This is a genomic window from Cupriavidus ulmosensis (assembly GCF_977008105.1).
Map to the genome: position 1 here is coordinate 3,304,543 of NZ_CDRMWP010000001.1, position 14,258 is coordinate 3,318,800.

General features: G+C 70.3%; 12 protein-coding genes. All 12 read left to right on the forward strand.

Annotated elements, in window-relative coordinates; all coding sequences use genetic code 11:
• The first annotated feature begins 56 nt into the window (after positions 1-56).
• Positions 57-1,304 (forward strand): serine hydroxymethyltransferase, encoded by a 1,248-nt coding sequence (gene glyA, locus ACWTPI_RS15240; protein ID WP_020205620.1) that lies wholly within the window; start codon positions 57-59, stop codon positions 1,302-1,304.
• A 162-nt stretch (positions 1,305-1,466) separates the two neighbouring features.
• A complete protein-coding gene (gene nrdR / locus ACWTPI_RS15245) occupies positions 1,467-1,934 on the forward strand; it encodes a transcriptional regulator NrdR (RefSeq protein WP_020205621.1) in 468 nt (155 codons plus the stop codon).
• Positions 1,935-2,096: 162 nt separating this feature from the next.
• Positions 2,097-2,813 carry a GspH/FimT family pseudopilin gene (locus tag ACWTPI_RS15250; protein ID WP_454732053.1) on the forward strand — a complete coding sequence of 239 codons (717 nt, stop codon included), beginning with the start codon at positions 2,097-2,099 and terminating at the stop codon, positions 2,811-2,813.
• A 4-nt stretch (positions 2,814-2,817) separates the two neighbouring features.
• Positions 2,818-3,363, forward strand: coding sequence for a type IV pilus modification protein PilV (pilV, locus tag ACWTPI_RS15255; protein WP_454732054.1), 546 nt, complete (start codon positions 2,818-2,820; stop codon positions 3,361-3,363).
• Positions 3,360-4,223, forward strand: a complete 864-nt coding sequence (locus ACWTPI_RS15260) for a PilW family protein (RefSeq protein ID WP_020205624.1) — start codon at positions 3,360-3,362, stop codon at positions 4,221-4,223. Before pilV ends, ACWTPI_RS15260 begins: the two co-directional genes overlap by 4 nt.
• An 8-nt stretch (positions 4,224-4,231) precedes the next feature.
• Entirely contained in the window at positions 4,232-4,834 is a 603-nt protein-coding gene (locus tag ACWTPI_RS15265; RefSeq protein WP_082079455.1) for a pilus assembly PilX family protein, read from the forward strand.
• Between the two features lie 58 nt (positions 4,835-4,892).
• On the forward strand, positions 4,893-9,701 hold the full coding sequence (locus ACWTPI_RS15270) for a pilus assembly protein (protein WP_454732055.1): 4,809 nt from the start codon (positions 4,893-4,895) through the stop codon (positions 9,699-9,701).
• Between the two features lie 46 nt (positions 9,702-9,747).
• A complete protein-coding gene (locus tag ACWTPI_RS15275) occupies positions 9,748-10,200 on the forward strand; it encodes a type IV pilin protein (RefSeq protein ID WP_020204262.1) in 453 nt (150 codons plus the stop codon).
• 208 nt (positions 10,201-10,408) lie between these two features.
• Positions 10,409-10,882 carry a hypothetical protein gene (locus ACWTPI_RS15280; RefSeq protein ID WP_454732056.1) on the forward strand — a complete coding sequence of 158 codons (474 nt, stop codon included), beginning with the start codon at positions 10,409-10,411 and terminating at the stop codon, positions 10,880-10,882.
• The gene (locus ACWTPI_RS15285; protein WP_454732057.1) at positions 10,879-11,805 is read left to right on the forward strand and encodes a PilW family protein; all 927 of its coding nucleotides are present in this window, start codon (positions 10,879-10,881) and stop codon (positions 11,803-11,805) included. Before ACWTPI_RS15280 ends, ACWTPI_RS15285 begins: the two co-directional genes overlap by 4 nt.
• Positions 11,799-12,431: a pilus assembly protein gene (locus ACWTPI_RS15290; RefSeq protein WP_454732058.1), complete on the forward strand. Its 633-nt coding sequence runs from the start codon at positions 11,799-11,801 to the stop codon at positions 12,429-12,431. Before ACWTPI_RS15285 ends, ACWTPI_RS15290 begins: the two co-directional genes overlap by 7 nt.
• Before the next feature lie 116 nt (positions 12,432-12,547).
• Positions 12,548-14,203 (forward strand): pilus assembly protein PilY, encoded by a 1,656-nt coding sequence (locus ACWTPI_RS15295; protein WP_454732059.1) that lies wholly within the window; start codon positions 12,548-12,550, stop codon positions 14,201-14,203.
• The last annotated feature ends 55 nt before the right edge of the window (positions 14,204-14,258 follow it).

The following is a 14,258-nucleotide window of genomic DNA, read 5'->3' on the forward strand; positions in this document are numbered from 1 at the left end:
GCGCGCCCTACCCCGAAGCCATTCGGATCCCCATTTCTTAAGACGAGTTTTTCGCCATGTTCGAACGCAGCCGCTATACGATCGACCAGATCGACCCCGAGCTTTTCGCCGCCATCCAGAAGGAAGACCAGCGCCAGGAAGAGCACATCGAGCTGATCGCCTCCGAGAACTACACCTCGCCGGCCGTGATGGCCGCGCAGGGCTCGCAGCTGACCAACAAGTACGCCGAAGGCTATCCCGGCAAGCGCTACTACGGCGGCTGCGAGTACGTCGACATCGTCGAGCAGCTCGCCATCGACCGCGTCAAGCAACTGTTCGGCGCCGAAGCCGCCAACGTGCAGCCCAACTCCGGCTCGCAGGCCAACCAGGGCGTGTTCTTCGCCGCGCTCAAGCCGGGCGACACCATCATGGGCATGAGCCTGGCCGAAGGCGGCCACCTGACCCACGGCATGGCGCTCAACATGAGCGGCAAGTGGTTCAACGTGGTCAGCTACGGCCTGGACGCCAACGAAGACATCGACTACGACGCGCTGGAAAAGCTGGCCCGCGAAAAGCAGCCCAAGCTGATCATCGCCGGCGCCTCGGCCTTCGCGCTGCGCATCGACTTCGAGCGCATCGCGCGCGTGGCCAAGTCGATCGGCGCGCTGTTCATGGTCGACATGGCCCACTACGCCGGCCTGATCGCCGCCGGCGAGTACCCCAACCCGGTGCCGCACGCCGACTTCGTCACCACCACCACCCACAAGAGCCTGCGCGGCCCGCGCGGCGGCGTGATCCTGATGAAGGCCGAGCACGAGAAGGCCATCAACTCGGCCATCTTCCCCGGCATCCAGGGCGGCCCGCTGATGCACGTCATCGCCGGCAAGGCCGTGGCCTTCAAGGAAGCGCTCTCGCCCGAGTTCAAGACCTACCAGCAGCAGGTGGTCAAGAACGCCCGCGTGCTGGCCGAGACCCTGATCGAGCGCGGCCTGCGCATCGTCTCCGGCCGCACCGAGAGCCACGTGATGCTGGTCGACCTGCGCGCCAAGAAGATCACCGGCAAGGAAGCCGAGAAGGTCCTGGGCGAGGCCCACATCACCGTCAACAAGAACGCCATCCCCAACGACCCGGAAAAGCCGTTCGTCACCTCGGGCATCCGCCTGGGCTCGCCGGCCATGACCACGCGCGGCTTCAAGGAAGACGAGGCGCGCCTGGTGGCCAACCTGGTGGCCGACGTGCTGGACAACCCGCACGACGCGGCCAACATCGCCAGCGTGCGCGAGCAGGTGGCGGCCCTGACCAAGCGTTTCCCGGTCTACGGCTGACGCGCCCTGCGCCGCCCGCCTGCGCGCGGGCGGCCGGCAGCCCGTGCCGCCCCGCGCGGCACGCGCCTTGCCAACCCGGCCCGGCGTCTCACAGAATGACAAGATGACGAGACGCCGCCCCGCGCGGCCTGCGCCCAGGCTCAACTTTCAAGGTGGTCAGGCATGAAATGCCCTTTTTGCGCCCATCCCAACACGCAGGTCCTGGACACGCGCATGTCGGAAGAAGGCGATACCGTGCGCCGCCGCCGCCGCTGCGAATCCTGCGACCGCCGCTTCACCACCTACGAGCGGATCGAGCGCTCCTTCCCCGCCATCGTCAAGAAGAACGGCTCGCGCGCCGACTACGTGCGCGACAAGCTGAAGGATTCCATGCGCCTGGCGCTGCGCAAGCGCCCGGTCTCGGCCGAGGCCATCGACGCCGCCATCGCCCGCATCGAGGAGCGGCTGCTCGGCCTGGGGGAAAAGGAAATCCCCAGCAGCCAGGTGGGCGAGCTGGTCATGCGCGAGCTGCGCCGGCTCGACAAGATCGCGTACATCCGCTTCGCTTCGGTCTACCGGAGTTTCGAGGACGTGTCTGAATTCCGCGACATGCTCGATGAATTTTCTTCGTCTACCCCTCGAAAGGGGTAGCAGAACTCCGAGGAAAGCTGTTTAATCTGCACTACCTTTTAATCTGCGCCAGCTATGATCAATGCGCAGTGGAAGGTACGGTCGACTCGCACGCAGAGGCGAGGTACGCCGGTAAAGAATAAATAAGAACAGATAAGAACAGTTTTTCGGACGGGAGTCACTATGGGTCAGCCTTCCTGCCTCGCGGCAGCGGGCTTGGCGACGCGTGCGCGCGCCAGGCCATCGTGGGCACCGGGGAAAGCGCCGTGCGGCAAACGGGCGGCGCTGGCCGGCTCGCGTCCGCATGGCCCGCGTCCGGATTTCTCCCGGGACGCCCTGGCCGCTCCCTCCCCCCTGCATAACCGCCATGACCGGCCCGGCGCCTCCCGCGCGGGCGGCTTCACGCTCATCGAGCTGATGGTGACGCTGTCGGTGCTGGCCATCCTGGCGGCGGCGGCCATCCCGAACTTCAGTTCCTTCCTGCATCGCAGCCGGATGACGAGCGAGTCGTCCAGGCTGATCAGCGACATCGAGACCGCGCGCAGCGAGGCCGCGCGGCGCAACGCCACCGTCACCATCTGCCCGACCGCGGACGGCGCCAGCTGCACGGACGACTGGTCCAGGCGCCGCGTCATCTTCATCGATGCCGACAGCGACGGCCAGATCGGCGCCAGCGAGGAAGTCGTCCGCCACAGCGATGCGCCGAACGCCCGGACCGCGGTCGTGGCCAGCAACATCCCCTCCGGCACCGTGGTGCGGTTCCGCTCGTTCGGCGCGTCGACGCCGCCCAACGCCGCCTGGCAATTCTGCGAGCACGGCTCGACCGCCGACGGGCTGACGGTCTCGCTGACCGGCACCGGCCGCGCCAGCTCCCAGCAGGCCGCCTGCAATGCGTCGTGACGCCATGAGCCGCCCGCTCGCTCACCCCGCCGCCACGCGCCCGCAGCATGCGCCGCGCCGCCGGCCCGGCCGGGCGCGCGGCTTCACGCTGATCGAGGCGCTGGTCACGCTGGTCATCCTGTCGATCGGCGTGCTGGCCCTGACCGTGCTCCAGATGCAGACGCTGCTCGACAACCGCACCGCGTCGATGCGCAACATCGCCACCGTGATGGCCTACAACCTCGCCGACCAGATCCGCAGCAACGAGACCGCGACCAAGGCCGGCACCTACAACCTGCCGACCGGACAGACCACGCCCGCGTGCTACACGGCGGCGGGCTGCCCCACCGACGCGATGGCGCGCAGCAGCTTCCAGGACTGGGTCGACGACCTCGCCGACGCGCTGCCGGCGGGCTCCGGCACGGTCTGCATCGACAGCACGCCCGACGACGGCAGCGGTCCGGCCGCGGCGGCCTGCGACAACCAGCCCGGCGCGCCCTACGTCATCAAGATCTGGTGGCGCGAGGGCAAGAACGCCACCCAACGCTTCGTCACCGCGCTCGTGCCATGAACCCGTCGACCCCGAGCCCGCGCCGCCACCGCCACCCTTGCCGGCCCGCCGCCGCCCGCGGCTTCACGCTGGTGGAACTGATGGTCGGGCTGGTCATCGCGATGCTGCTGATGATCGCCACCAGCTCGGTCTACCTGGCGCAGCGGCGCTCCTACGACACGCAGGGCGACGTGGCCGACATCCAGGCCAGCGCGCGCGCCATCGGCCAGCTGCTGCAGCGCGAGGCGCGCCAGGCCGGCTACAGCGACTTCACCTACTACGGCAACGACTTCGGCACGGCCAAGCCGCTCGACGCCACCAACGACGACGGCGTCAACACCAGCGACAGCGTGACGTTCCGCTACTTCGGCTCGTCCAAGGCCGGCGGCGACCCCACCCCGGGCGCCGTGCCGGCCAGCGCGCCCGTGGCCGACGGCTCCGCGGTGAATTGCCTGGGCGAGAACGTCAACGGCAACTTCGAGACCGTGGAGACCTTCTCCGTGGTCAACGACGCCGCCGGCACGCCGTGGCTGCAATGCACGGTCAACGGCGCGCCCACGCCGCTGTTCCAGGGCGTCGAATTCTTCCAGGTGCTGCTCGGCGAGGACACCGACAACGACGACACCATCAACCGCTACGTCCCGCCCGGCATCGCCAACATGGGCAACGTGCGGGCCCTGCGCATCTCGATGGTGCTGCGCGGCGCCGCGCGCTCCAACCCCAAGCCCGCCTCGTTCACGCTCAACCACTTCGGCAAGGGCTACGCCGCCGCCGACAGCGCGCCGGCCGGCGACGCCGGCAGCGTCGCCGCGCTGCCGGACGATGGCCGGCTGCGCAAGCACATCAGCTTCTACATCGCCGTCCGCAACCGACTGAACTAGGCCCCGAGATGCGCCACCCCACCCCACTCCGCCGTCCCGCCCCCGCCCGCCAGCCAGCGCGCGGCGCGCAGCGCGGCATCTCGCTGGTCATGGTGCTGCTGTTCCTCATCATCCTGACGCTGCTCGGCGTGGCGGCCAGCCTGACCAGCCTGTCCTCCGAGCGCATGGCCCGCAACGCGCGCGACCAGAACATCGCGCTGCAGGCGGCCGAAGCCGCGCTGCGCGACGCGCGCAACGACATCAGCGTGACGCGCGGCCTGACCGGGCGCACCGGCGCCTCCCCGACCTGCGACATCCAGGGCTACAAGGGCTTCTGCGTTCCCGCCGACAGCGGCAGCCAGGTCTGGGACCTGTACCTCGAAGACCCGAACCGCTCGGTCGCGCTGGGCGAGATAACCAACCTCAGCGCGGCCCAGAAGATGCCGCTGGCCGCCAATGCCAATTCGGGCGGCGTCTCGCAGCAGCCGCGCTACATCATCGAATCGATCCCGGACATCGCGCAGGGCAGCCTGCGCGCCGGTGCGACGCAATACGTTTTTCGCGTGACCGCGCTTGGCTACGGCGCCAATCCCGCCACCAAGGTCACGGTGCAGGAAGTTGTCCGTTTCTGAGCGGTACTTGCAGCCCTTGCGTGTCCCATTACCTGTCACATTACCTGTCGGGCCCACCATGACCCAGCATATCCTTGGCAGCCTTATCGGCCGTCCCGTCGGCCACCTGCAGCGCGTCCTGCTGGCGGTGTCGTTCCTGCTCGCGCTCGCCTCGGCATCCGCCGCCCAGCTGAACCTGGCCGCGCGGCCGCTCTATGCCGGCGGCAACGTCCCGCCGATGGTGATGATCGACCTGTCCAAGGACCATTCGCTGCACCAGAAGGCGTACAACGACTACACCGACCTGAACAACGACGGCGCGCTCGACACCACGTACAACAACGGCATCGACTACGCGGGTTACTTCGACTCGTACAAGTGCTACGGCTACGACAGCAGCACGATCCAGGGCTTCGTGCCCAAGGCGGTCACCACCACCAAGTACTGCGACGGCACCACCTGGAGCGGCAACTTCCTGAACTGGGCCACCATGAGCCGGATCGACGAGGTGCGCAAGATCCTCTACGGCGGCATGCGCTCGACCGACAACGCCACCACCGTGCTGGAGCGCGCCTTCCTGCCGATGGACGCGCACGCCTGGGCCAAGTACTACAACAACGACGCCGACATCAAGAAGCTGGTGCCGTTCAGCGACGTGGAGCTGATGTCCGACATCGGCACCGTGACGTCGACCAGCAGCATCCAGATGCGGGCCAACGTCATCACCGTCAGCCTGAGCGCCAACAGCAACATGCAGATCGGCGACCAGCTCCAGTTCACGGCGAAGGATTCCGCGGCGCCGGCCAACACCACGCTGACCGGCTGGGTGACCGCCACCAGCGGCAGCCAGCAGGTCAGCGTGGCCGTCTACCCGGACGGCGTGTCCGACCCCAAGGGCACCAGCGCCACCTATTCGTCGTGGTCGGTGAAGAACCTGACCCGCGGCGGCCTGACCATCTGCAACGTCACGCCCAAGGATTCCAGCAACCTCAACTCGCAGAACAACACGCAGGCGCCGGTGCTGCGCGTGGTCAAGGGCAACTACGCCACCTGGGGCGCCAGCGAGAAATGGCAGTGCAACTGGTACGGCGAGGCGAACAACACGCAGGGGTCGTTCCTGCCGTCGATCAAGGTCGGCAGCAACAACGTCTCCGTCTCAGGCTCCTCCAACGGCAACCGGGCCGCGGTCTCGGGCATCAACTCGTCCGCCGAGAATCCCGTGCAGGGCACGCGCGGCCTCGGCTCCGGCCAGGCCACCGGCACCTTCAACGCGCGCGTGCAGGTCTGCGTGGCGGGCCTGATCGGCACCGAGAACTGCAAGCAGTACGGCACCACCTACAAACCCTACGGACTGCTGCAGAAGTACGGCGAGACCGGGCAGATGCTGTTCGGCCTGATGACCGGCACCTACGACAAGAACATCTCGGGCGGCATGCTGCGCCGGAACGTGACCAATTTCGCGCAGGAGATCAACCCGGACAACGGCACCTTCCTGTTCTCCGGCACCAGCGCCGTCAAGGGCATCGTCTGGAACATCGACCACCTGCGCCCTTACGGATACAGCTACAGCGACGGCAGCTACGTCAACGCCGACAAATGCAACTACCAGCAGACCGGCATCGTCTCGAGCGGCGGCAGCACCGCGCAGAACCAGCCGGCCAATGAGGGCAACTGCTCCACCTGGGGCAACCCGATCTCCGAGATCTATCTCGAAACGTTGCGCTACTTCGCCGGCAAATCGCCGGACAGCCGCTTTGCCGCCAGCGGCAGCGGCAAGGACGCCACGCTCAAGCTCACCAGTCCGGGCTGGGCGAACCCGCTGGACCTGCCCGCCACCGACCCCGGCAAGGCGCCCTACTGCTCGCCGCTGAACACGCTCGTGTTCAACTCCAGCGTCACCTCCTACGATGGCGACCAGCTCGACAAGTTCTCCGACCTGAACACCACCGGCAGCGTCAGCCCCTGGACCAACAAGGTCGGCGCCGGCGAAGGCGTCGACGGCAAGGCGACCTGGTTCGCCGGCGGCGTGGGCTCGGTGATCGACAACATGTGCTCGGCCAAGGCCGTGTCCAATTTCAGCGACGTGCTCGGCATCTGCCCGGAAGGCCCTTCGCAGAAGGGCACGTTCCAGATCGCCGGGGCCGCGCTGTTCGCGCACATGAACCGGATCCGCGACGGCAAGACGCTGGGCGTGCCGGACGGCGACCAGAAATCGCTGAAGGTCGCGACCTACGCGGTGCAGCTCGCCACCACCACGCCCAAGATCAACGTCAACGTGAACGGCAAGACGGTCACCATCATGCCGTCCTACCAGCTGCATCCGAGCGGCGTGCCCGCCAGCAACGGCACGCTGGTGGACTTCAAGGTCATCAGCCAGACGGCCACCAGCGGCAAGTTCTACGTCAACTGGGAAGACTCCATCGCCGGCGGCGACTACGACCAGGACGTGTGGGGCACGCTGACCTACAGCGTCAGCGGCGACACCATCAAGATCTCGACCAAGGTGGTTTCCGCGTCCACCTCCAACGGGCAGGGTTTCGGCTACACGGTCTCCGGCACCGACAAGGACGGCACGCACTTCCACTCCGGCATCCTGGGCTTCAGCTACACCGACCCGGTCAACGTCACGGTGACGCCGTCCGGCTCGCAGCTCAACGCCAGCGGCGGCTGCAGCAACTGCGCGCTGGGCGACCCGGAAACCAGCGTCACCTACACCGCCAACGGCAAGAGCGGCTCGCAGTTCCAGGATCCGCTGTACTACGCGGCGAAGTGGGGCGGCTTCAAGGACCTGAACGGCTCGAACACGCCGGACCAGGTCTCCGAATGGGACGTGCGGCTGTCCGACGGCAGCGGCGGCGCCGACGGCCTGCCCGACAACTACTTCTACGCCACCAACCCCGGCGCGCTGTCGGCGGCGCTGGAGCGCGCGTTCCTGTCCATCCTCCAGACCTCGTCGGCCGCGTCGGTGGCGACCAACTCGTCGTCGCTGACCACGGGCTCGCGCATCTACCAGGCCCGCTTCAACGGCACCGACTGGTCCGGCCAGCTGCTGGCCTACGCGGTGAACGCGGACGGCCTGCTGCAACAGCCCGCGCTGTGGGACGCCGGGCTGCTGCTCAAGGGCGCCGTCGCCAACAACCGCAACATCCTGTCCTACGACAGCGCGGCCGGCAGCGGCATCCCGTTCCGCTGGAGCAACCTGCCCGCGACGTACCGCACCGCGCTCAATCTCACCGACGCCCAGGGCCAGGCGCGCCTGAACTGGCTGCGCGGCGACCAGAGCAACGAAGGCGACGCCCAGGGCAAGTTCCGCGTGCGGCCCAACACGCTGCTGGGCGACATCGTCAACTCCAGCCCGCAGTACGTCGGCGTGCCCAATGCCGGCCTGGCCGACGCCGGCTACGCGACCTTCGTCGCCAACAAGCGCAACCGCAAGCCGATGCTGTACGTCGGCGCCAACGACGGCATGCTCCACGCGTTCTCCGCCAACCCCAGCACGGACGCCGGCTCCGACGCCGGCAAGGAACTGTTCGCCTACGTGCCCTCGCCGCTGTACGGCACGCTGGCCAAGCTCACCGATACCGGCTACACCCACGCCTACTACGTCGACGGCACGCCGGCCACGGGCGACGCGCTGGTCAACAACGCCTGGAAGACGGTGCTGGTGGGCGGCCTCGCGGCGGGCGGCAAGGGCATCTACGCGCTCGACGTGACCGATCCCGAATCGATCGCCGAAGGCACGGCGGCCAGCACCGTGCTGTGGGAATTCACCAGCAGCAGCGACGCCGACCTCGGCTACACGTTCGGCCAGCCCGCCATCATCAAGCTGGCCAACGGCAAGTGGGCGGCGGTGTTCGGCAACGGCTTCAACAGCACCGCCGCCAAGGGGTACATCTACATCGTGTTCCTGGACCGCCCCGCCGGCTCCAAGAGCTGGGTGCTGGGCACCGACTACCTGAAGCTGTCGGTCGACGACGCCGCCGCGACCGCGGCCAACGGCATCGCGCAGGTCTTCCCGACCGACATCAACGGCGACGGCACCACCGACATCCTCTATGCCGGCGACCTGCTCGGCAACCTGTGGAAGTTCGACCTGCGCAGCACCAGCCCGTCCGCCTGGACCCAGGCCAGCGCCCGCTCGCTGCTGTTCGTGGCCACCGACGACGGCGGCAAGCGCCAGCCGATCACCTCCTCGGTGGACGTGATGCGCAATCCGGCCGGCGGCTTCATGGTGCTGTTCGGCACCGGCCGCTACGTGGACACCAGCGACCCGGCCGACATGAGCACGCAGAGCTTCTATGGCATCTGGGACCGCGACACCGTGGGCGCGGCCACCGTGTCGCGCAACAACCTGGTCGCCCAGACCATCAGCCAGGAGCTCCAGTACAACGGCTTTGCGTACCGGCTCGTCAGCCAGAATACCGTGACGTACTCCCAGTCGGGCACGACCGGCGGCTGGTACCTGAACCTGCTCTCCCCGGGCCTGCCCGCCCAGGGCGAGCGCGTGGTCTACAACCCGCAGATCCGCGGCAACCGCATCGTGTTCTCCACGCTGATTCCGTCCGGCGACCTGTGCGCCAACGGCGGCACGAGCTGGCTGATGGAACTCAGCGGGCTATCCGGCGGGCGGCTTCCCGTCTCGCCGTTCGACGTCAACAACGACGGCTACTTCGACCCGCGCGACATGGTGAACGGCAGCAACGGCGGCCAGCAATACGTCGGCGGACGCCAGTCCACGGTCGGCGTCACGCCCACGCCGACGGTGACACGGTGCGGCCCGAACAAGGAATGCAAGTTCCTGACCGGCACCAGCGGCAACCAGGAAACCGTGTCCGAAAGCGCGGGCAGCCCGACCGGCCGCCTGACGTGGCGCGAGATCCTGCATTGACGCGCCGCATGGCATCAGGAGCAGGAGCAACAGGAGCAACACGCACATGACCCACTCCCCGACCCTGCGGCGCCGGCGCCCGGGATTCACGCTGATCGAGCTGATGGCGACGGTGGCCATCGTCGGCATCCTGGCCGCGGTCGCCATTCCCAACTACTCGCAGTACGTGCTGCGCGCGCGGCGCACCGAAGGCAAGGCCGCGCTGCTGCGGGCGCAAGGCGCGCTGGAACGGTACTTCACGGTCAACAACAAGTACACCACCGACCTGGCCGCATTGCAGTTGCCCGCCTGCACCGGCGGCGGCACCACGCCTTCCGGCGACAACTGCGAATCCAGCGCCTACGTCATCTCGGTCGCCGCGGGCGGAACGGGGATCGCCAGCTCCTACCTGCTGACCGCGAACGCGGTGAAGACCGACCCGGCATGCGGCCAGATGACGATCAACGATCTCAACGACAAGACCCCCGCCAGCACGGGGAGCACGCAGGACTGCTGGTAGGGCTGCCGGCAGGACTGCTGACGGGACTGAATGCCGGTCCGCAAGAAACCGGCAGTGCGCGGGCATCGGCGCGCGGCGCGCACGGCCGGCCCGGCTGGCGTAGCCCGGTGATTTTGAGAATCGTCCACAGCCAGTCTCCACAATCTGGAACATTTCCAGCCCCGCCGCGCGGCTATCGTCTGGCCATCCCCTGCCACGCGAGATCGCCATGCCGTTGCGAACAGGCCGAACCAGCCGGACAGGCCGCCCCGCCGACCGGCCACCTGCGCCGCACCGCGCGCCGCGCGGCTACCTCCTGATCGAAGCCCTCGCCGCGCTCGCGGTGCTGGGCATCGGGCTGCTCCCGCTCGCCGCGCTCGCGCCCGCCGCGCTCGGCGCCGTGCGCCACTACGAGGCGCTCGGCCATGTCACGCGCGCGGGCGCCGAACTGGCGGAACTGGAGGACCCGGCGCAGATGCTGGCCTTGCTGCGGGCGCGCGGAAACGCGGGGCGGCTGCACGTGCGCCTGTGCGACTCACTCGCCTTCACGGGCGATGAAAACGACGAGCCCGCCTGCGCGGCTGGACCAAGGCTGGCGGTGGCCGGTCCGCTGCACGCCCGGGCCGCACGCGCCGGCGGCACCGGCGGCACCGGCGGCAGCAGCGCGACCCTGCGCGCCATCGCCCTGTGGATCCGGCCATGAAGACCGCACGCACGGCCCGGCGCCGGCAAGGCTTCACGCTGGTCGAACTGATGACCGGCCTTGCGCTGGGCCTGCTGGTAAGCGCGCTGGCGGCGTCGTCCTTCCACGCGGTCCAGGTCGCCTATCGCACCGCCGTCGATCTCGTGCTGCTCGAAGAGCGCGGCCAGCACGCGCTTGCCATCATTGCCCAGCTGATCCGCCACGGCGGCTGGCGGCCGGATGCGGCGGCCATGCCGGCGCAGGCACCGCCCGCCGTGTCGGGGCGCGACGATTGCGGGCAGCCCGGCATCGGCCCGGTGCCCGCCTGCGCGCGCCGCGGCGTCAATGGCAGCGATGCGCTGCTGGTGCGCTTCAGCGGCAGCGGGCGCGAGCGGCAGCCCGCGCTGCCGGACCGCACCATGGTGGATTGCAGCGGTTATGCGCTGGCGGCGCGGAGCGTGGGCGATGCCGCAAAGGAAACACCGTATGCGGGCGCCAACTTGCTCTACGTGGCCAGCGGTGCCGACGGCGAACCGCAGTTGCTGTGCCGCTATGCCAGCCGGCGCGACGGACAGGCGCAGGCCGGTAGCTGGACCTCCGGCGCGCTGGTGCGCGGTGTCGAGACGATGCGGTTGCGCTACGGCATCGACACCACCGGCGACGGCCGGCCCGACACGTTCCTGCACGCCGAGGAGATGAACCGGCGCGGCATGCCGGCATGGCACGGCGTGCTCGCCGTGCAGGTCGCATTGGTCCTGCGTGGCGAACGCCCGCTGGCGCAGCGCGCGCGGGCGCCGGCCCTCGTCCTGTTTCCGCCCGCGCCCGCCGCGCAGGACGGCGCGGTGGCGTTCGAGCCAGCGGACCGGCCCGCGCTGCTGCGCCGCGTGTTCACCGCCTCGGTGCGGCTGCGCAATCCGGCGCCATGCGCGGAGACGCTGTGCTGAACGCCGCCGCGCTCGCGCCGCGCCCGCGCATGGCCGGCAGCACGACACTGCTGCTGGTCGTCACGATGCTGCTGCTGGTTGCCGCCACCACCGCGGCCGGTCTCCATTTCCTGCTCTCCGCGCGGCAGGTCGGGGCCTACCAGCTCGAGCGCGAGATCGCCTTCCGCGCCGCGGAAGCGGCGCTGCTGGACGCCGAGGCCGACCTGCTGCTGGCGCTGCGCGCCGGCGCCACCGGCGCCACCGGCGCCAACCCGCGCCTGGCCGCGTGGCCGCCGCCCGGACAGTGCGCGGCCGGCGCGCAGCGCGGGCTGTGCCGGCCCGCGCCGGACATGCCGCCGGTATGGAACGACTGGCTCGACGCGCGCGGCCCCGACGCGGCAACCGGCATCGCCGCCGGCACCTTCACGGGCATCGCCCTGCCGGCGCTCCCGGCCGGCGTCGCCGGCGCGGCCGCGCTGCCGCGCTACGTGATCGAACTGCTGCACGAACGCCCTTCCGGCGCATGGCTGACGCCCGGCTACGGCGACGCGGGAAAGAACACGAAGCCGCGCTTTCGCATCACCGCGCTGGGCGCGGGGCGCGACCCGGCGGTACGCGCCCTGCTGCAGACCGAGTTTCAGCCATGAGGCGCGCCGCCGTGCCGCGCCGCGTGCTCGCCGCGCTGCTTGCGAGACTGCATGCGGGACTGCATGCGGGACTGCTTGTGAGGCTACTTGTAACGCTTCTGCTTGCGAGACCGTTCATGAGGCCGCTTGCGGGACTGCTCGCCGGGCTGGCCTGCGGCAGTGCCGGCGCCGCCTCACCGCAGGCACTCACTTACATTGCACGGCCCGGCCCGCAGCCGGGGACCGGTCAACTGCTTGCCTATGCCCTGCCCGCCGCCGCGCCGCCGCGCGCCCGGCACGTGCCGGCCGTCGCATGGGAAGCCGGCGCCCGGCTCGCGCTGCGCGACCCGGCGTCGCGCAGGCTGCTCACGGCGCGCGCAAGCGCGGACGATGCCGTGGCGGCGCGCCTGGCCGCGCTGCGCCGTGCGCCGCTCGCGCGCAGCGCGGCCGGCGCCAGGCCGGTGCTCGTGCCGCCGCCGGCGTGGATGCCCGGCCGGCCCGGCCATGCCGGCTTCGCCGCGAGGCATGCCGCGCGCGCGCCGCTGGTCTGGCTGGGCACGCAGGCCGGCCTGCTGCATGCGTTCGACGCGGGCAGCGGAGAGGAAGTGCTGGCTTACCTGCCGGGGATTGCCGCAGGCCACACCGGCGGCGAGCCGGGCGCCCGAAGACGGCAAGAGCAGGCGCCACGGCCAACATCCACCAGCACACCCTGCCCATATCCCGAAGCGGCCGACGTGCAACTCGAGCCGGGACGCTGGCGCACGGTCCTGCTCTGCGGCGTGGCGGCGGGCGCATCGCCGGCAGCCGTGTTCGCGCTCGACATCACGGACGCCGCGTCCGCGCCGCCGGCCGGGCCGCTGTGGGAAACCGCCGCCGCCCCCGCGCTGCCGCTCGCGCCCGCGGGGCCGGTCCGCGCGCTGGCCCTGCCGGCGCCGGGCGGACAGCGGTGGCATGCGCTGGTGCCGCTGGCCGTGGGCGGGCTCGCCTTGCTGCCGCTCGACAAACCCGCCGACGCGCCGTGGCGCGGAAAGTACGCCGCGCAACACCTGCGCCTGCCCGCGGGCGGCTGCGGGGCCGGCACGGCCGGCGCGACCCTGCTCGCCGCGACCGTGCTGTCCGACGCGGCCGGCCTCGCCGTGGCGGCCTACGCAGTGGACGGCGCCGGCCGGCTCTGGCGCTTCGGCCTGCGCGGCCCGGCGCCGTGGCGCGCGGACGGCCGCTGCCTGCACGGCCCCGGCACGCCCGCCCGGCAACCCACCGCGCCGGCCATGTCCGCCGCGCCGGAAGTGTTCAGCGCGGCGGGCGGCCATCTGGTGGTGTACGGCAGCGGCCACCATGTCGTCGCCGTGCCCGATCCCCCCGCCCCGGCCAATGCCGGAAACGGGAACGAGGCCGGCTGGCGCCTGCCGCTGGCCAACCCCGGCGAGCGCCTCGAACGGCTCCTTCCCGCCGACCCGGGCCATGTGGCGCTGCTCACGCGCACGCCGGATGGCCGCCAGCGCGGCTACCTGGTCCGGGCGCTGGACGGAACCCCGGCATCCGCCGGCAAGTTCGCCGGCAAAGCCGCCCCGATCTGGCCGGACGCCGCCGGCGCGGGCGCCACCATCGCCCTCGCCCGCATGCCGCTCGCCGCCGCTGAACCGCCGCGCCCGGGCCGCGCCGCGCGCGAGACGGTGGCGCTGACGCTCTGGTCGGTCGAAGCCGGCCACGCCACGCCGCTCGACGGCACCGTGGCCAGCCGCCGCACCGGCCGCCTGCGCTGGCGGGAACTGATCCGCGCGGGCGTCCCTTGAGATCTCGCGCCAAGCCCGCTTTCCACCACCGCCCGCCACGGCGGGCAGTACCCGG